Source organism: Nonomuraea sp. NPDC005692 (genome assembly GCF_040631115.1).
Lineage (GTDB): Bacteria > Actinomycetota > Actinomycetes > Streptosporangiales > Streptosporangiaceae > Nonomuraea.
Map to the genome: position 1 here is coordinate 85,037 of NZ_JBEXYU010000018.1, position 17,994 is coordinate 103,030.

At 74.7% G+C, this 17,994-nt stretch carries 18 protein-coding genes; 11 read left to right on the forward strand and 7 right to left on the reverse strand.

Translation table 11 applies throughout. The annotated features are described in order from the left end of the window. The first annotated feature begins 50 nt into the window (after positions 1-50). On the forward strand, positions 51-662 hold the full coding sequence (locus ABZ459_RS31145) for a dihydrofolate reductase family protein (RefSeq protein ID WP_357977834.1): 612 nt from the start codon (positions 51-53) through the stop codon (positions 660-662). Here the strand turns inward: ABZ459_RS31145 and ABZ459_RS31150 are convergent. Continuing rightward, positions 659-844, reverse strand: coding sequence for a hypothetical protein (locus tag ABZ459_RS31150; RefSeq protein WP_357977837.1), 186 nt, complete (start codon positions 842-844; stop codon positions 659-661). The two genes, ABZ459_RS31145 and ABZ459_RS31150, sit on opposite strands and share 4 nt — an antisense overlap. 65 nt (positions 845-909) lie before the next feature. Here ABZ459_RS31150 and ABZ459_RS31155 point away from each other — a divergent pair, with 65 nt between their 5' ends. The 3 genes from ABZ459_RS31155 to ABZ459_RS31165 all read left to right on the forward strand — a co-directional run bounded on the left by ABZ459_RS31155 (position 910) and on the right by ABZ459_RS31165 (position 4,805). Further along, positions 910-2,817 (forward strand): histidine kinase, encoded by a 1,908-nt coding sequence (locus ABZ459_RS31155; RefSeq protein WP_357977840.1) that lies wholly within the window; start codon positions 910-912, stop codon positions 2,815-2,817. Then, positions 2,814-3,467, forward strand: coding sequence for a response regulator transcription factor (locus ABZ459_RS31160; RefSeq protein ID WP_357977843.1), 654 nt, complete (start codon positions 2,814-2,816; stop codon positions 3,465-3,467). Before ABZ459_RS31155 ends, ABZ459_RS31160 begins: the two co-directional genes overlap by 4 nt. A 78-nt stretch (positions 3,468-3,545) precedes the next feature. Continuing rightward, positions 3,546-4,805, forward strand: coding sequence for an alpha/beta hydrolase (locus tag ABZ459_RS31165; protein WP_357977846.1), 1,260 nt, complete (start codon positions 3,546-3,548; stop codon positions 4,803-4,805). 103 nt (positions 4,806-4,908) lie between these two features. Here ABZ459_RS31165 and ABZ459_RS31170 read toward each other — a convergent pair whose 3' ends face one another. Then, the gene (locus tag ABZ459_RS31170; protein WP_357977849.1) at positions 4,909-6,651 is read right to left on the reverse strand and encodes a leucine-rich repeat domain-containing protein; all 1,743 of its coding nucleotides are present in this window, start codon (positions 6,649-6,651) and stop codon (positions 4,909-4,911) included. A 151-nt stretch (positions 6,652-6,802) separates the two neighbouring features. Here ABZ459_RS31170 and ABZ459_RS31175 point away from each other — a divergent pair, with 151 nt between their 5' ends. The 4 genes from ABZ459_RS31175 (at position 6,803) to ABZ459_RS31190 (ending at position 9,931) form a co-directional block, all read left to right on the forward strand. Beyond that, positions 6,803-7,582, forward strand: coding sequence for a class I SAM-dependent methyltransferase (locus tag ABZ459_RS31175; RefSeq protein ID WP_357977852.1), 780 nt, complete (start codon positions 6,803-6,805; stop codon positions 7,580-7,582). Positions 7,583-7,696: 114 nt separating this feature from the next. Next, entirely contained in the window at positions 7,697-8,443 is a 747-nt protein-coding gene (locus ABZ459_RS31180) for a class I SAM-dependent methyltransferase (protein WP_357977855.1), read from the forward strand. A 54-nt stretch (positions 8,444-8,497) separates the two neighbouring features. Then, positions 8,498-9,388 (forward strand): LysR family transcriptional regulator, encoded by an 891-nt coding sequence (locus ABZ459_RS31185; protein WP_357977858.1) that lies wholly within the window; start codon positions 8,498-8,500, stop codon positions 9,386-9,388. Positions 9,389-9,445: 57 nt separating this feature from the next. Further along, positions 9,446-9,931 carry a nuclear transport factor 2 family protein gene (locus ABZ459_RS31190; protein WP_357977861.1) on the forward strand — a complete coding sequence of 162 codons (486 nt, stop codon included), beginning with the start codon at positions 9,446-9,448 and terminating at the stop codon, positions 9,929-9,931. A gap of 71 nt (positions 9,932-10,002) precedes the next feature. Here the strand turns inward: ABZ459_RS31190 and ABZ459_RS31195 are convergent, their stop codons facing one another. The 3 genes from ABZ459_RS31195 to ABZ459_RS31205 are packed head-to-tail and all read right to left on the reverse strand — an operon-like array spanning position 10,003 to position 11,743. Beyond that, positions 10,003-10,689: a DUF3618 domain-containing protein gene (locus ABZ459_RS31195; RefSeq protein WP_357977864.1), complete on the reverse strand. Its 687-nt coding sequence runs from the start codon at positions 10,687-10,689 to the stop codon at positions 10,003-10,005. Beyond that, on the reverse strand, positions 10,665-11,057 hold the full coding sequence (locus tag ABZ459_RS31200; RefSeq protein ID WP_357977867.1) for a phage holin family protein: 393 nt from the start codon (positions 11,055-11,057) through the stop codon (positions 10,665-10,667). Before ABZ459_RS31200 ends, ABZ459_RS31195 begins: the two co-directional genes overlap by 25 nt. Next, positions 11,054-11,743 carry a hypothetical protein gene (locus ABZ459_RS31205; protein WP_357977870.1) on the reverse strand — a complete coding sequence of 230 codons (690 nt, stop codon included), beginning with the start codon at positions 11,741-11,743 and terminating at the stop codon, positions 11,054-11,056. Before ABZ459_RS31205 ends, ABZ459_RS31200 begins: the two co-directional genes overlap by 4 nt. Positions 11,744-11,996: 253 nt before the next feature. On the opposite strand from ABZ459_RS31205, the gene ABZ459_RS31210 reads away from it, so the two are divergent. Continuing rightward, positions 11,997-14,270 carry a catalase gene (locus tag ABZ459_RS31210; RefSeq protein ID WP_357977873.1) on the forward strand — a complete coding sequence of 758 codons (2,274 nt, stop codon included), beginning with the start codon at positions 11,997-11,999 and terminating at the stop codon, positions 14,268-14,270. Between the two features lie 145 nt (positions 14,271-14,415). Beyond that, the gene (locus ABZ459_RS31215; protein WP_357977876.1) at positions 14,416-14,991 is read left to right on the forward strand and encodes a hypothetical protein; all 576 of its coding nucleotides are present in this window, start codon (positions 14,416-14,418) and stop codon (positions 14,989-14,991) included. Positions 14,992-15,145: 154 nt separating this feature from the next. On the opposite strand, the gene ABZ459_RS31220 is transcribed toward ABZ459_RS31215, so the two are convergent. Next, on the reverse strand, positions 15,146-15,325 hold the full coding sequence (locus ABZ459_RS31220; protein ID WP_357977878.1) for a hypothetical protein: 180 nt from the start codon (positions 15,323-15,325) through the stop codon (positions 15,146-15,148). Between the two features lie 534 nt (positions 15,326-15,859). Between ABZ459_RS31220 and ABZ459_RS31225 the strand changes: the two genes are divergently transcribed. Further along, on the forward strand, positions 15,860-16,729 hold the full coding sequence (locus ABZ459_RS31225) for a GNAT family N-acetyltransferase (protein WP_357977881.1): 870 nt from the start codon (positions 15,860-15,862) through the stop codon (positions 16,727-16,729). 15 nt (positions 16,730-16,744) lie between these two features. Here ABZ459_RS31225 and ABZ459_RS31230 read toward each other — a convergent pair whose 3' ends face one another. Next, positions 16,745-17,857: an ABC transporter substrate-binding protein gene (locus ABZ459_RS31230; RefSeq protein ID WP_357977884.1), complete on the reverse strand. Its 1,113-nt coding sequence runs from the start codon at positions 17,855-17,857 to the stop codon at positions 16,745-16,747. Positions 17,858-17,994: the final 137 nt, after the last annotated feature.

A 17,994-nucleotide genomic window follows, 5' to 3' on the forward strand; every position in this document is an offset into this window, starting at 1 on the left:
CGGGGCGGCAGGATCACAGGCGAGCTTCTGACGAGGACCGAGGAGACCCTGTGGGCGCAGTGATCATGAACAGCGCGGTGTCGGTGGACGGCTTCATCGCCGAGGGCAACGACGACGTCGGCCCCCTGCACGACTGGTACTGGAACGGCGACACCCCGATCACGCCGGGCGACGACCAGGACTACGACCATTCCGGCGCCGGCGGCCGCTTCAGGGTCTCCAAGGCGTCGGCGGAGTACGTCCGGCCGATCTGGGAGTCGGTCGGCGTGATCATCATGGGCCGCACCCTGTTCGACCTGGTGAACGGCTGGGAAGGGCGGCCGCCCGCGGGTGACCATGTGGTCGTGGTGTCCCACCGGCCCAAGCCCGAGGGCTGGCACCCCGAGGCGTCCTACCATTTCGCCGCCGACGTGACGGCCGCGGTCGCCCGGGCCCAGGAGCTCGCCGGGGACCGGGTCGTCAGCGTGAACGCCGGCGACGTCGGCGGCCAGCTGCTCGCGGCGGGTCTGGTGGACGAGGTGGCGATGGACGTCGTGCCGGTGGTGTTCGGCTCGGGCAAGCCCTACTTCGGCCGCGTCGCCGGGCAGCACCTCCTGGCGGACCCCCACATGGTCGTCCAGGGGGAAGGGGTGCTGCACCTGCGGTACAAGGTGAGCCGCTAGTCGCGGCCGATGATCCGCGCGAGGTCCCGGCGGAACGCCGACCCGTCCAGCGACGGGTGGCTCATCCGCCGGTCGGCCAGGATCTGCTCGACGTGGTCGAAGCAGAGGGCGTAGCCACGCATGATCGTGTACGCCTCGGTGGAGCGTTTCTGCTGCAGGCAGGCCAGGCAGTAGAGGGTCATGTCCCGACGGTAGCCAACGAAGGCGGGCATGGGCGCGGCCGGTGCACGGAAGCTAGCCTGGCGCCGTGAGCTCCGTTCTGCCGTGGTGCGTGCTCGTCGGCGTGGCCCTCCTGTACGGCGCGGCCGTCCGCAGCACCGCCGGGATCACGATCACGGTCGCCGCGGCCCTGGTGACGGCGGCGACGGTCGTCGCGGCGGCCCGCGGATGGCCGCCGCGGGCGCTGGCGGGCGTGGCGCTGCTGGCGGGCGGCGTGGGCGCGGTCGTCTGGGCGTTCGGGCGGGCGCACCGGCGGGGCCGGACGCGGCGGGCCGCCCTGGCCGCGCACCGGGCGGCGCGCTCGCAGGCGGCCGCGGCCGTGGCGGACGCCGTGCGCCTGAGGATGGCCGCCGAGCTGCACGACACCGCCGCCCACCGCCTCACCGGCATCGCGGTGGCCGCGGCGTCCGCGCTGCACGTGGCCGATCCGGCGATGCGGGAGTCCGCCCTGCGCCACGCCGGTGACGCCGCCCGGCTGGCCCGCGCGGAACTGGCGGGCGCGCGGGACGCCGTCTGCGACCTGCCGGCGATCGACGCCCTGGTCGCCGGCTGGCCCGTGGCCGGCGCGGACCCCGGCCGGGTCGGCTACCGCAGGACGGCCGCCGCCGCGCCGCCCGAGGTCGCGGCGGCCGCCTACCGGGTGGTCCGGGAGGGCCTCACCAACGCCGCACGGTACGCGGGCGGAGCCCGGCTGGACGTCGCCGTCCTCGCCGAACCTGGCCGGCTGACCGTCGAGGTGCGCGACACCGGAGGCACGCGCGAGCACGACGACCTGGGCACCGGCCACGGCCTGTCCGGGCTGGCCACGACCGTGGCGGCCGGCGGCGGCACGCTCACGACGGGCCCGGACGCCGGCGGCTGGACCGTCCGGGCCGCCTTCCCCGCCCCCGCCGGGCCGCCCCCGTTCCGGCGGGCGTGGTGGCGCGGGCGGCGGGCGTGGGACGCGGCGCTGGCCGGGCTCGCCATCGCGTTGACGATGGGGGCCGGCCTGCTGCCCGGGGGCACGCCGGCGCCGCGGGAGTTCCTCGTGCTCGGCCCCCTCTTCGTCCTGCACGCCCTGCCCCTGTGGTGGCGAGTGCGGCGGCCCGCGTGGAGCCTCGCCGCGATGCTGTCGATTCATCCGGTGGCGATGGCGGGCCTGACCCCGACCCCCGCGGGCGACCTGTTCCTCTGGGCGTGGTGGGTGGAGCTGGCCCAGCTCTACGCCTTCGGCGCCCATCACCCCAGACGCCGGGGTGTGCTCGCGGTCCTCGCCGTCGGCCTGGTGGGCGGCCTCGCGCTGGCCCTCGGACCGGGCATCACCGGCGACCGGACGGCCGCGTGGGCGGTGCTCGCGACGGCCGTGGCGCTCCTGTCGGCTCCGGCGTGGGCGGCGGGCGTCCTGGTCGCGCGGGCGCGGGCGCGCCGTCGGGCGGCCGCGACGGCCGAACGCGACCTGCTGGCCGGCCGGCTGGCGGACGTGGCGCGCGGCGAACGCGAACGGATCGTCGAGGGGCTGCGCCGCACGGCGGCCCGGCACGCGGACGCGGTGGTCACGGCGGCCGGCAAGGGCGATCTGGCGGCGGTGCGCGACGCCGCCCGCGCCGGGATCGACACGCTCCGGCGGCTGCTGGACGAGCTGCGCCGCCCCGCCGGAGCCGACGGCCCGCCGCCGACCCTCGCCGGGATGGAGGTGCTGGCCGCCCGGCGGCAGGCGGGCGTGCGCCATGTCGGCGACCCGGACGGCCTGGCCCCCGAGCTGGAGGTGGGCGTGTTCAGGGCCGTCGAGGAACTGGCCGGGGACCGGATCACCGTGTCCTACCTGCCCGACGGCGTGCTCGTCGAGGGGACGGCGGCCCGGCGCGCCCACCGGAGGCTGCACACCCTGGCCGACGGGTACGGCGGGACGCTCGCCACCGGCGGCCCGGACGACGTGCGGGTATGGTTGCCCGGATGATCAGGGTGATCGTCGTCGACGACCAGGCGGTGGTCCGGGTCGGGATCGCCGCGGTGCTGGCCGCCGAACCCGACCTCGACGTGGTCGGGCAGGCCGCCGACGGTGAGTCCGCCGTGGCGCTCGCCGCCGAGCTGCGCCCCGACGTGGCGCTCATGGACGTCAGGATGCCCGGCCTCGACGGGCTCGCCGCCACCGCCCGGATCACCGCCGGCACGCCGGGCACGCGGATCGTCGTGCTGACCACGTTCGGCCTGGAGGAGTACGTGTTCGGCGCGCTGCGCGCGGGCGCGTCCGGGTTCCTGCTCAAGGACGCCGAGCCCGCCCGGGTCGTGGACGCGGTGCGGGTGATCGCGCGCGGCGACGCGCTGCTCGACCCGGTGATCACCCGGCGGCTGCTCGAACGCTTCGCCGCGGCGGCCGACCCCGGCCCGCCCGCGCGGCCCGACGGGCTCACCGCCCGCGAGCGCGAGGTGCTCGGGCACGTCGCGCGCGGGCTGTCCAACGCCGAGATCGCCGCCGTCCTGGCGCTCAGCCCCGCCACGGTCAAGGACCACGTGGCGGCGATCCTGGCCAAGCTGGGCGTGCGCGACCGGCTGCACGCGACCATCCACGCCTACGAGTCCGGCCTGATCCGCCCCGGGGCCGGATGACCCCCGCCGCGCGGCGGGGGCACGGTTCGATCGCCGGCAGGAGGAGACGCGGCCCGCGCCTTCCTAACGTTGTGGCACATGAAACGTGTGTCAGGCGCGATCCTGCTGGTGGGCGCCGAGATCGCCGCGGTCGCCGCCGGGGCTCTGGTCTTCCTGCTCGTGGCGGCCGTGACGGCCGCCGTGCCGCTGTTCGCGGGGGCGGGGGTGCTCGCCGTCGCGGCCGTCACCTGGTTGCTCGGACGTCCCGCGCTCCGGCTGCTGGGGCTGCCCCGGCTGGTCCTCGCCTACGTGGTGGTGAACACCGTGGCGGTCACCGCCCTCGCCGGACTGGCGGCCTTCCGGCCCTTTCCCGTCCCGCCGCCGGCCGCGACGCCCGCCGGGGTCGCGTACTGGCAGCTCCCGACGGGCTCCCGGCTCGCCTACGTCAAGCTCGCCGGATCCGGCACGGCCGGCCGCCCACCCGTGATCTTCCTGCACGGCGGGCCGGGCACGCCCGGGGAGGGGCTGCCGGAGGGCAGCGAGGAACTGGCCGCCGCCGGGTTCGACGTCTACGCCTACGACCAGGTCGGCGCCGGCCGCTCGACCCGGCTGGCCGACCCGGCCGGGTACACGGTCGCCCGCCACGTCGCCGACCTGGAGGCCGTCCGGCAGGCCATCGGCGCCCCGAAGATCGTCCTGGTCGGCAGGTCGTGGGGCGGCACCCTGTCGGCCGCCTACCTCGCCGCCCACCCCGACCGGGTGGCCAAGGCCGTGCTCACCTCGCCGGGCGCGATCTGGGAGCCCGCCTTCCCCGGCGGCGTCGGCAGCCCGTGGGACGGCCTGCCCGCCCCCCTCCAGGCCCGCGCCGACGCGCTGACGAGCTCCCCGCGCATGCTGGTCCAGTCGCTGCTCGTGGGGGTGAACCCGGCCGCGGCGCGGGCGCTGGTGCCCGACGCCGAGGCCGACGCCCGGATGCGCGCGCTGCTGCTGGTGGCCAAGGACGCCACGGGCTGCGCGGACGCGAAACCCGCCCCCGTGCACGGGAACCTGCCCGGCTTCTACAGCAACCAGGTCACCGCCGAGGACGCCGCCGCCGTCGCCGACCCGCGGCCCGGGTTGCGCGGGGTACGGGTGCCGGTGCTCATCATGCGCGGGCAGTGCGACTACCTGAAGTGGGAGGTCACCTACGACTACCGGCGCACCCTGCCGGACTCGACCCTGGTGTACGTCCCCGGCGCCGGGCACTCGATCGCCAACGGCCGTCCCGACCTCTACCGCGGCCTGATCCGCGCCTTCCTCCTCGACCGCCCGCTCCCCGTCCCCGCCTACACCGGCACCACCGATCCCGCCCGGTCCTAGTAGTACTTTGTTAGGTCCCCTTGCAGATCGCGGCGATCGGTGAGTGGCTGTGATCCCCGGCGACCGGCTCCGCTGTCACGGCGGCCACGCCGACCTCGAACGCCTACTCGAAGTCGAGCTGGGCGGTCGGGTGTGCGGCGGTGATCCGGTCGCGGACCGGCCCTGGGAACAGGTTGCCGTACAAGTTGGCCACCGCCAGATCGGGGAGCGTGTCGAAATCCGCCGGCAGGTCGTTGAGCTGATTGAACCTCAGGTCGACGATCCGCAGCCGACGAAACGTCCCGATCCCGGCGAAGTGCTCGGGCTTGAGCTTGAGGCGCTTGGTGTTCCGCTGCCACCAGCTGATCCGGAGCTCCTCCAACCTGGGCAGCTCCATGGCGAACAGCTCCCGCAGGAAATCGTGCGACGGCAGGGGTGTGCTGGTGCGGCGGCTGTCTCCGCCGAAGCCGAGGACCCGCAGCGCGGGCAGGCGGCCGAGGTCGGGCAGCGGGTCGCGCAGCAGACCGAGGCTGTCGCCGAGGTCGAGCTCTTCGAGGCGGGTCAACCGCAGCAGGCTGTCGGGGACGGTGTCGAAGAAGTTGCCGCTCAGGTCGAGCCGGCGCAGGTTCGGGAAGGTGGTGACGGCCTCGGGGAAGGTCCGCAGGAAGTAATGGCTCCCGCCGGTCATGGACACCTCCTCGACGGCGGCCAGCCCGTGCGCGGAGTCGGGGAACACGACGTCGGTCCCGTCGGCGACCAGCTTGCGCAGCGCGACCAGGTCGCCGAAGGCGTCCGGCAGGACGAACCGCGTCACCTCCGGCAGGTCCCAATCCGACCCCGACTCCGTGTCGACGGAGGCGGACAGGTAGGAGATGTCGAGTTCCTCCAGAGCGGTGAGCCGGCCGATGGCGGCCGGCAGCGTGAACTCGACCGTGTCCAGGTCCGTGTCCCGGTTGCCGGCGACGCACAGCATCCGGAGCGCGGCCAGGTCGCCGATCGATTCCGGCAGGGCGGTCAGCTCGCAATTGCGCACCGACAGGTGCTCCAGCCGGGTGAGCGTCCCGAGCGCCTCGGGCAGCTCGCCGATCGGGTTGCCGTCCAGGATCAGGGTACGAAGCCACGGCATCCGGAGCACCTCGGCGGGAAACTCCTTGAGGTTGCGACCGGTCAGGTCGAGGTGCTCCACCCGGTCGGCCCGGGACCGGGACACGTCGGCTTCGGCCGACTCGGCCGCCGTCCGGGCTCCGGGCCGCAGGACCGGCAGCCCGGCCCGCAGCCGGTCCAGGAACGCATCGATGTCCAGACAGCGGTCCTCCGCGTCGACGACCTCGGGCACGAACGCCTCGACGATGCCCGGCCTGGTGTAGTCGGCGTTTTTGGCGTCGCCGAAGTTGTCCACCCAGCGCCCGCCGACGGCGTGCACGTCCATGGCGTGTCCGAAGTCGATCACCCAAGGGGTCTCGACGGTCCCGGTCCGTAGCCGGCCGTGGTTGTAACAGCCGTAGACGAGGTGCGTGAAGGCGCCGTCGTGGATGTAGATCTCGCAGTCGCCGGCCTCCAGGGTCTCGGCCTCGGTGCGACCGCCGACGTAGAGTCCGGGCTGGTCCTCATAGAGCGCGATCGGGCCGTTGACCGTCAGATCGCCGGTGATCACGATCAGCTCGACGTCGTCCTCGTCGTCCCCGCTTCGCAGGGCACTGACGGCGTCCAGGAAGTCCCCGTCGACCGCGAGATCGCCGTCGAAGAACAGCACGCTGTCATAGTCGGACGACTCTGCGTCACTCTCGAACGCGGCGGACAACGCGCCGCTCAGACGGGCGTCGGCGTCGGCATAGGACAGGGATGCGGGGGTGGCGGATATCGACATGGCGACGAGCATAGGTTCGCGCTGTGACAGCCCTACGGGAAAGTCCAGCGCCGTCGTGAGGCTGCCGGCCGCCGCGCGTCCCGGGATCCGTGATCTTAGGATGCGGGTGACTCAGGGCCTCGCCGGGCGGCGGGGCGGGAGGGAAGATCGCATGGAGCGGGACGAACGGCTGCGTCACAGCTCGTCATTCGGAGCCGCGGCGGCGGCGTACGCCGAGCACCGGCCGGACTACGCGCACGCCGCGGCGCGCTGGGCGCTGGAGGCGGCGCCGGGGCGGCGGGTGCTCGACCTCGGCGCCGGCACCGGCAAGCTGACCGCGACGCTGGTCGAGCTGGGCGTCGAGGTCGTCGCGGTCGAGCCCGACCCGGCGATGCTGGCCGAGCTGCGCCGCTCGCTGCCGGACGTCCGCGCCCTGCCGGGCAGCGCAGAGGCGATCCCGCTGCCGGCCGCGTCCGTCGACGCGGTGCTGGCCGGCAACGCGATGCACTGGTTCGACATGGCCGTCGCGGGGCCCGAGATCGCCAGGGTCTTGGCGCCCGGCGGCGTGCTGGCCGGCCTGTGGAACGTGCTCGACGACGGCGTCGACTGGGTGGCCGGGCTCGCGCGGGCCGGCGGCGGCGAGGCGGTCGGCCCGCGTGACACGCCCGCCGCCTGGCGCGCCGCGACGGCCGGGATGCACCTGCCCAGGTCGGGCGCGCCCGCCCGGTTCGGGACGCCGGAGCAGGCGCAGTTCCCGCACGGCCAGCGCCGCACCGCGGACTCCCTCGCCGAGACGCTCGCGACCAGGGCGGGCATGCTGGTCATGCCCGAACGGGAACGCGCGGACCGGCTCGGCCGGATCCGCGCCTACCTCGCCGGCCGGCCCGAGACCGCCGAGGGCGAGTTCACCCTGCCGATGCTGACCGCCGTGTTGCGCGTCCGGCGGTTGTGAGGGGCACGACCGGTCATACCGCGGCCGTGATGAGGTTTCACCTGCCGATCGATCCGAAGACAACGATCAAGCGGCCTCCCCTCGGACGGGTGACGGCCGGGAAGGCGGTGCCGCATGTCCGGAGCGCCGTTGTACGACACCATCGGAGCGGCCTACACCACGACGCGGCGCACCGACCCGCGCATCGCCGCGCGGATCTCGGCCGCGCTCGGCGACGCCGGGACCGTGCTGAACGTCGGCGCGGGCACCGGGTCCTACGAGCCGCCCGACCGTTACGTCCTGGCGGTGGAGCCGTCGGCGCTCATGCGCTCGCAGCGCCCCGCGGGGGCGGCGCCGTGCCTGGCGGGGTCCGCCGAGCGCCTGCCGTTCGACGACGGGTCCTTCGACGCCGCGATGGCCGTCTCCTCCGTCCACCACTGGCCGGACGTGCTCGCCGGCCTGCGCGAGATGCGGCGGGTCGCCCGGCGCGTGGTGGTGTTCACCCACGACACCAGCGACGCCGGCTGGCGCGACCGGTTCTGGCTCTCCCGCGACTACCTGCCCGAGGTGGCCGGCCTCGTGGCGGGCCGGCCCTCGGTGACCGAGCTGGCGGCGGCGATCGGGGCCCGGCTGGAACCGGTGCCCGTCCCGTGGGACTGCGCCGACGGCCTCTTCGAGGCCTTCTGGCGCCGGCCGGAGGCGTACCTGGAGGAGGACGTCCGTCGCGGGATGTCGGTCTGGGCCAGGCTGGGGCCGGACGTCGAGCGGCGCGCGGTGCGCGACCTGCGTGACGACCTCGCCTCCGGCCGGTGGGCCGGACGCAACGGGGACCTGCTCGATCTCGACGAGGCGGAGCTGGGCCTCCGCCTGCTGATCGCGTAGCCCGGATCCGGCCGACGCGGAACGCATGAAGGGTCTTCATGCGTTGTCGTCGCCGTGGACGATCTCACCCCCGCGGAACTCCGCGTCCTGGTCGCCGTCGACGGCGAGGGCAGCGTCACGGCGGCCGGCGTACGGCTGGGGCTGACCCAGTCGGCCGTCTCGCACGCCCTGCGCGCCGCCGAGCGGAAGATGGGAGCCGTGCTGTTCCAGCGGGGCCGCGCCGGCGCGCGGGCCACCGCGGCGGGGCAGGCCGCGGTCGGGCACGCCCGGCACATCCTGCGGCTCATGGACGTCATGCGGGCCGACACGCGCACCGCCGCCCGCGGCGAGGCCATCGGGACCATCCGGCTGGCCGCCTTCCGCAGCGCCGCCTTCCACCTGCTGCCGCGCGTGCTGGTCCGGTTCGGGCAGCGGCACCCCAAGGTCACCGTGGACGTGCGCATCGTGCCGGACCTGGGCAGGGGCATCGCCGGCGAGGTGGCCGACGGCCGGGCCGACGTGGGCGTCCTCACCCTGCCGATGTACGTGGACGGCCTGGTCTGCAAGGAGCTGTACGAGGAGCCGTACGTGCTGGCCCATCCGCTGGGGCATCCGGACCCGCGGTCGCTCCCCATGATCGACTGGCACGAGAACTGCTCGGGCGAGACCCGCCGCTGGCTGGCCGCGCAGGAGTGGATCCCGCCCGGCGACATCACGGTCGAGGACGACGGCGTCGTCATGTCGATGGTCGGGCACGGGCTCGGCGCGGCGATCGTGCCCCGCCTGTCCACGGTGGACGCCCCGGCCAAGGTCGCCATGGCCGAACTCGGCGAGGGCGCCCCCCGCCGCCGGGTGGGCTACGTGACCACCCGCGAGCTGGCCGGCTCCGCGCTGATCCGCGACCTCCTCGGCGAGCTGCGCACCCTCCGCCCGCCCGCGGGCCCGATGGCGGCCACCCATCCATGAGCCGCTGCTGACGACCGTTTGGCCGTGCGCTGCCCTGCTCTGGGTACGGTCCCTGGCATGGAAGAGGTGCCGCCGCCGACGGACGACATCGTGCACCGGCTGCTCGGCGCGGCCAACGCGCACGACGTCGAGGCGGTGTCGCGGTGTTACGCGCCGGACGCGGTCGTGGTGAGCCCCGAGATGGAGGCGGGCGACCCTGAGGAGATCGCCTCCTATTTCACCCAGATCTGGGATGGCTTTCCCGACCTGCACTTCACGCTGTGGGACACCGTCGCCCTGGGGGACACGATCGCCACCGAGCTGACGGCGACCGGGACGCACGCCGGCCCCTACCTGACGGTCGGGGGCGAGGTGCTGGCCGCGACCGGCCGCCAGATCACCGTGCGGGCCTGCTGGTTCTGGGACCTGCGCGACGGGCTCGTCGCCAGCCAGCGCCTCTACTACGACCAGCTGGAGATCTACGCGCAGATCGGCCTGTGCCTGCCGCTGTCCTTCGAGCCCCCGGACACCGGGGAGGCCGGGGACACCGCGGCCCCGGGGTGACTCGCCCGACAACGGCGCAGGCCCTCACGGCCTGACGCGGCTGTGAGGGCCCGGGCGCGTGCGGTCGCGCGTCAGCCGGAGTGGTGACCGCCCACCTGGCGGGCCTGCTCGCGGGCCTGGTCGGCGGTGGCGGCGGCCGCCTCCGACGCGCTGTCCTTGACCTGCTGGACGGCCTGCCCCGCCAGCTCCTTGGCGTCCTGGCCGAGCTGCTGCGCCGACTCGCGGCCGGCTTCCACGACCGGTTCCAGCACGTCGCCGACCTGCTCGCGGAGCTGGCCGACGGCCTGCTCCTCCGCCTCGGTGGCGGGGATGAGCGTGGCGGCCAGCAGACCGGCGCCGAAGGCGATCAGGCCGGCCGCCAGGGGGTTGCCCTGGGTGCCCCGCCTGGCCTGCTCCGGCGCGGCCCGGACGGTCTCGGCCGCCACGTGGGCGCCGTGCCGCACGGTGCCGGCCGCCTGGTGGGCGCCCTCCCGCACCGCCTGACCGGCCTGGTGCGCCCCCTCGCTCACCGACCCGGCGGTGGCGGCGACGCCGTGCCGCGTCCGGTCGGCGGCATGGGACGCCGTGTGGGACACGCCATGGGAGGGGGTTCCCATCACCCGCTCCCGCCACGATCGTGCCGCCTCCCGCACCCGTTCGGTACGGCGGCGCGCGATCCGCGCCGGGCTCGTCCGGTCGGCCAGCCGGTCCACGTCGGCCGCGAGTTCGGCCCTCGTGACGGCGATCTCGTTTCTCACTTCCTCAGGTCGCGTGCCCATTGCGCGTCCTCCTTGAGCGTCTCGATGGTCTGCTCGGGTCTCGGGTTGATCTCGCGCAGCCGGTTGCGGCCGTTGACGTACAGGACGCCGCCGATGGCCGCCCAGACGACCGCGAGAACGAGCGCGGCCCAGCCCAGGCCCATGACCTCGCCCAGGCCGAACATGACGGCCAGGGTCACCAGCAGCGCGATCATGTAGCCGGCGAAGCCGGCGCCGCCGAGCATCCCGGCCGCCTTGCCCGCCTTGGTGGCCTCCTGGCGGAGCTCGATCTTGGCCAGCTCCACCTCCTGGCGGAACAGTTTGGAGATGTCCTCGCCGATCTCGCCGACCAGCTGGCCGAGCGTCGGTTCCTCGGGTTGCGCGGTCATGGCAGGTCACTCCCGGTGCCGTAGGCGGGCGCCGCGGGGGCGGCGGGAGCGGCCGGTGGCGTGGTGAGCGGCGGCACCGGGCGGGTGTCGTCCTGCCCGAGTGGGTCGCCGAGCGGCCGGTGGAGCGGTTGCGGCGGCGCCGTGCCGGGCTGGGCGGCGCTCGGCAGGGTGGGGTCGGCGGGCGGCGCCGGGGTCGCGGGCTGGGACGCCGTCCCGGAGCTGTCGCCGGAGGCCTTGATGATGCGGCCCACCAGGAAACCGGCGGCCAGGGCGCCGGCCAGGAACGCGGCCGGGCGGCGGCGGGCGAAGCTCTGCACCTCGCTGACCACCCCGGTCAGGCCGTTCCTGTCGAGGTAGTCGGCCGCGCGCCGGCCCTGGTCGGCGGCCTGGCGTACGACGTTGGTCACCGGCGAGTCGGGCTTGGCCTGCTCGTGCATGGCCGCCAGGTCCTCCGACCACTCGCGCAGGCTCTGCGCGGCACGCCGGCTCTGCTGGTCGGACTGGGCGCGCACCCGGTCGCGCAGCTCGTCGACGGCGCGGCGGGTCTGCGCCCTGGCCTCGCCGGCCACCTGGACGGTGGCGTCCCTGGCGGTCCCGGCGACCTCCTGCGCGGCGGCCTTGCCTTGATGGAGCGTTCCCTCCTGGCCGGGCGCCGGCCGTCCGGTCCCCGTCGGGTATTCACTCATGGGTGCCCTCCTCGTGGGATTGATGCCGCCTGCGGCTACCCGGACGGCCCCGGCCAAACCAAAAACACCCCAACGCAGGGCAAAGAGCGCCTAAAGGGGATCGGTGTCCTGCGCTGCTCCAGAAGCGCTCCAACCATGCTCGTCCCGGTCACGAACCGCCCTGAAGTGCGATTATTCGCGTGATGAGGCTGGGCATGGGTAGGGAGGCGCCACACCTGGTCAATCCGTTGTGGCCCTTCCTAAGGAACCGAGCATGAACGAGTCGCACCCGCTCAAGTCCGCCGTGGACAAGGTCGTCGGCGCCGTCACCGACCGTGACGCCGTGCAGCCGGCCGAGATCCCCGGCGTGCCGAACAGCCTGCCGCCCGAGCTTGAGGAGCCGACCGAGCCGCGGGAACCGCTGCCGCCCAAGCCGGACCAGACCGGGCCCGAGACCGTCTCGCCCACCGGGCAGCCCACCGGCGCCTCGCAGGACCAGATGGCACAGGCCGGCGAGTACCTGACCACCGCCCAGGGGGTGCGGCTGCGCGACACCGACCACTCGCTGAAGGCCGGGCCGCGCGGCCCGGTGCTGCTGCAGGACCACCACCTGCGCGAGAAGGTCATGCACTTCGACCACGAGCGCATCCCCGAGCGGGTGGTGCACGCCCGCGGCGCCGCCGCCCACGGCGTCTTCCAGGCGTACGGCACCGCCTCGAACATCACCAAGGCGGCCTTCCTCGCCGAGGGCGTCAAGACCGACGTCTTCGTCCGCTTCTCCACCGTGCTCGGCTCGCGCGGCTCGGCCGACACCGTCCGCGACACGCGCGGCTTCGCCACCAAGTTCTACACCGCCGAGGGCGTGTTCGACCTGGTCGGCAACAACATCCCGGTCTTCTTCATCCAGGACGGCATCAAGTTCCCCGACGTCATCCACGCCGGCAAGCCGCATCCCGACCGGGAGATCCCGCAGGCGCAGAGCGCGCACGACACGTTCTGGGACTTCGTCTCCCTGCACACCGAGGCCACCTTCCACACGATGTGGAACATGTCCGACCGCGGCATCCCGCGCTCGTTCCGCATGATGGAAGGCTTCGGCGTGCACACCTTCCGCCTGGTCAACGCGGCGGGGGAGACGACGCTGGCCAAGTGGCACTGGAAGCCCAAGCTCGGCGTGCACTCCCTGACCTGGGAGGAGGCCCAGATCGCCGGCGGCGTCGACCCCGACTTCCACCGGCGCGACCTCGCCGACGCCATCGAGGCCGGCGCGCACCCGCAGTGGGAGCTGGGCATCCAGGTCTTCCCGGACACGCCCGAGCAGATGTTCGAGGGCATCGACCTGCTGGACCCGACGAAGATCGTGCCCGAGGAACTGGCCCCCGTCCATCCGGTCGGCCTGATGACGCTCAACGCCAACCCGTCGAACTTCTTCGCCGAGACCGAGCAGGTCGCCTTCCACGTCGGGCACCTCGTGCCGGGCATCGACATCACCGACGACCCGCTGCTGGCGGCGCGGCTGTTCTCCTACCTCGACACGCAGATCACCCGCCTGGGCGGCCCGAACTTCGCGCAGATCCCCATCAACCGGCCGCACGCGCCGGTCAATGACATGCTGCGTGACGGCTTCCACCAGACGGCCGTCCATCGCGGGGTGGCGCCGTACCGGCCGAACTCCCTGGACGGCGGCTGCCCCTTCCAGGCCGGGGCCGGGGCCGGGCAGGGCGCCTACGTCGAGGTGCCGCTGGAGGTCGCCGGACGCAAGGTGCGCGAGGCGCCCGCGACCTTCTCCGACCACTACAGCCAGCCGCGGCTGTTCTGGCTGAGCCTGTCCCCGGTCGAGCGCGAGCACCTCATCAGCGCCTACACCTTCGAGCTGGGCAAGTGTTACGAGCAGGCGGTCAAGGAGCGCCAGCTCCGGGTGCTGGCCAACATCGACCCGGTCCTGTGCCGGCAGGTCGCCGACGGCCTCGGGCTGCCCGCGCCGGAGCCCACCGTGCCGCTCGCCGACCCGGCGCCGAGCCCGGCGCTGTCGCAGGTCGGCCGGCAGTGGCCGCTGGACGGCCGGATCATCGGCATCGTCGCGGACGAGACCAGCGACCTCGGCGTCGTGGGCGCCGTCCGCCAGGCCGTGCTCGACGGCGGGATGACGCCGCTCGTCATCGCGCCCAAGGGCGGCAAACTGGGCGGCACGCTGGCCGTCCAGCGCACCTTCGCCACGGCCCGCTCGGTCGAGTTCGACGCCGTGCTGCTGGCCGGGGCGCCGGCGCCGGGCGACGACGCGTACGGCGCCCGCGACGCCAAGGCCGGCGACGGCGGCACCCCGGTCGACCCGCGCGTGCTGCTCCTGGTCGGCGAGGCGTACCGGCACGCCAAGGCGGTGGGCGGCTGGGGCGCGGCCGCGCAGGCGCTGCAGGCCGCGGGGATCCCGGCGCAGGCGCCGGGCGTCGTCACCGGGCAGGACGGCGAGGGCGTGCTCCGCGACGTGCTGGCCCTGCTGCCCCTGCACCGGGTCTGGGACCGCTTCCGCGTCCACCCCGACGTGGCCTGAGCCGGCAGAACGGCCCTCCGCCACCTCTCCATTCGCGCGCCGCGACGCCATGTCGCGGCGCGCGACGCGTGTTCCGGCCGCCCCTGAGCGCGATGCCTCCACCCCGGCCGTGAAAGAAGATCGCCCCACCGGTGGAGTAAGGGGTGTGACTGCCCATTCGACGGCTCATCCGACGGTTCGGAACCGCACCGGCCCGCCGGCGGCGATCAGCGACGAGGCCCTGCTGGAACTCTCGCGCCGCCGCCCCGAGCGGTTCGGCGAGCTCTACGACCGGTACGTCGGCGAGATCCACGCCTACCTGGGCCGCCGGCTCGACCAGCAGGCCGCCGACGACCTGACCGCCGAGGTCTTCCTGGCCGCCCTCGGCTCCGACGACCGCGCGACCGTCGGCGCGGCGGCGCGGCTGCTGCTGTTCGCGCCGGTGACGAGCCGGACCAGGGCGGCCGCGTACCGGCTGCTCGCCTCCCTGCCCGGGGTCACCGCCGCCGGGCCGGTGACCGACGTGCTGGGCCGCGCCGGTCAGGCGGTCGAGTACGACGCCGGCGAGTTCGCCCCGTCCGCCCTTCCCGGCGCGGCCAGGACCCGGTTGGTGATCGACCCGGTCTCCGGCAGCCCGCTTTCCGTCGAAACCCGTTCCGTCGCCGACGGCCTGCTCCTGACGTACGTCGCGATCAAGGACAGCCGCTGGGCGGACGTCAACCCCTTGAAGGAGAACCGATGAGCCACACCCATGCCCTCGCCGCCACCGCTCTGGTGCTGGCCGCCGGCCTCGCCGCCACCGCGGCCCCCGCCGCGGCCGACGCGCCCAAGGGGGCGTACTGGCGGGTCGAGTCGATCCGTACCAGCGTCCATCCCCGCACGGTCGGCAGCGGCTATCACGTGACCCAGCGCAGCGTCAGCACCCACTGGTCGTCGCCCGAGGGCAGGAGCTGGAACGGGTACCGCGACCTGGGCGCCAGGCCCGCGACCGCGAAGGACGAGGCGGCCTGGCGTGCCGACGGCTCGCCGTCGAGCTGGGCGTACCGGACGGAGGGCATGAAGATCCGCCTGTCCACCGGCCCCGGCAAGGGCACCCTCGTGGCCGAGAAGCGCCCGCCCGGCTTCCGGCTCGGCGACGGGAAGTACGTGAGCCTCCAGCAGCTGCAGTCCCTGCCCGCGGACGCCGAGGGGCTGCGGACGCGCCTGGCCGCCGACGTCGACGCCTGGATCGACAAGGCGTCGCAGGAGGCGAGGCCACGACCACCGACCCGAAGGCGCGCAAGCAGGACTGGCTGGACCAGCGCGACCGGTACGTCGCCGAGGAGGCCGTCACCCTGCTGTACGCGGTCCCGGCGCCGGACAAGGTCAGGGCCGCCGCGTACCAGGTGCTCAGGACCACCAAGGGCGTGGACGATCTCGGCGTCGCCAAGGACCCGCTCGGGCGCTCTGGCCGGAAGCTGGCGCTGCCGGACTCGGCAAGTCCGGCGTCACGACGATCACGGCGGCCTGGACCGACGACCGGCTCGCGGCCCCGCGGGTTCCCTAGCCGTCCTCCTCACCCGCGGGAAATCCAGGTGCGGTGCGCGGGCGGGATGGTGTGTGATCGGGAGATGACGATCGAGACGGGCAGGCCGGGGATCGACGGGCTCGGCGACGTGGTGCGGCTGCTGGGGGAGTGGCAGCACGACGGAGAGCCCGTGCAACTGCATCCGGGTGACGTGGGATGGTTCTGGCGGTTCGGCGCGCGGCGCACGGCGGAGGCCACCGTGACCTGGAGCCGGGCCGGGCAGATCGTCGCCGCCGGGCTGCTGGACGGCGCCGACCTGCTGCGGCTGGCGTTCGCGCCGGGGGCGTCGCAGGACGAGGAGCTGGCCCGGCGGGTGGCCGGCGACGTGTCGGTCCCCGGCCGCGGGGTGCTGCCCGAGGGGCCGGTGTACGTCGAGTCGCCGCCGGGCGCGCTGGTCCGGGAGCTGTTGCTGAAGGACGGCTGGGTGGCCGACGACCCGTGGACGGTGCTCGGGCGCGACCTCGGCGCACCCGTCCCGGATCCCGGCGTGCACGTCGAGGCGGTCGGGCCGGGGCAGGCGCACGAGTGGGCCGCGGTCCTGCGGGCGTCGTTCGACGGCTCGACCTTCACCGAGGAGCGCTGGCACGCGATGGCGGCGGGCGTCCCGTACACCGGCGCGCGGTGCCTGCTCGCCCGCGACGACCAGGGCGAGGCCGTGGCGGCCGTGGCGGTGTGGTCGGCCGGTGAGGGCAGGCCGGGGCTGATCGAGCCGATGGGGGTGCACCCGGCCCACCGGGGGCGCGGGCACGGCCGGGCGATCACGGTCGCCGCGGCGCGCGCGCTGCGGGAGGCGGGTTCGTCCAGCGTGCTGGTGTGCTGCCCGAGCTCCAACGCCGGTGCCGTCGCCACCTACCGGTCGGCCGGCCTCGAGCGGCTGGCGGAGAGACTCGACGTGTCCCGCCACCCCTCCTGAGGCGCCGGGTGGGGGTCAGGCGGTGTGCAGGGTGCGGAAGTGTTCCGGGTTCGCCGGGTCGCGGTCGGCGACCTGGATCGGGGGCCAGGCCCACTGCCAGACGCTGATGCCCGGCGCGCGGGAGAACCGGATCGGCCCCCGGGTGCCCTCGACCGCGACCTGCGGCCAGGATCCGGCGACGGCCGCCCGGTCCACCCCGTGCGAACGCAGCGCCTCGGCCAGGACGGTGACCGTGTCGTAGCCCTCGAAGGCGACGAACGACGGCGTTCCGGCCAGCCGCTCGCGAAGGGCCGTCCCGGCCCGCACGCCGAGGGGGCTCAGGCTTTCGGGCAGGTAGCGCAGGAACGGGATCGCGGCGCCGTCGTCGCCCAGCGACTCGGCCCACCCCGGGAACTCCGGCTGCCCGGCCGGCGCGCCGATCAGGGTCCCGGCCAGCCGCGGGTCGCGGCGCACGGCCCTGACGATCGGCACCGCCGGCTCCGGGTGGCCGACCAGGAGAAGCAGGGCCGTCGCGCCGTCGCGGGCGAGCTCGTCGCACACGGCCTCGGGGGTGCGGGCGGTCATGTCGAGTTCGGTGACCGTGCCGCCGCGGGCGGCGAGGTGGTCGCGCAGGATGCCGAGCCCCGACGCCCAGTAGACGCTCGGCTGCGTCGCCACCGCGACGCGCTCGTGGCCCGCGCCGAGGAGGAAGTCCGCGTAGATCCGCCAGCCGCGCGACTGCGCCGGGGCCAGGCGCGCGACCCACTTCGCGGGCTCGTCGGTGAGCGCGTCGAGGACCGCCGAGGAGCAGAGGAACGGCAGGCCGACGGCGTCGGCGCGGGCGGCGGCGGCACGGGCGACCACGCTGTGGTACTCGCCGGCCAGCGCGGCCACCCCGAGCCCGGCCAGCTCGTCCACGGCCGCCTCCGCCTTCCGAGGGTCGGCCGCGGTGTCACGGACCACCAGCTCCAGCGGCCGTCCGCCGATGCCGCCGGCGTCGTTGACGTCCCGCACCGCCAGTTCCAGCCCGGCGAGCAGGTGGCGGCCCGCCTCGACCCAGCCGGGCGGGGTGAGCGGGACGAGCGCGCCGATCCGGACGGACGGCCCGCCGGCCCGCTCGGCTCCCGGCTGCGATGACGGCGTGCTCATACGCATGATCTCCCTCAGGTGATGATCTGTCGGCCCAGTATGCCGGGATCGCGGCGTCGCGTCGGCGCCGGGTCCGGGTGCGGATCGTCCCTGGGCCCGAGTACGGCGATCTTGAACCGCCCCGACGCGCGTGGCGT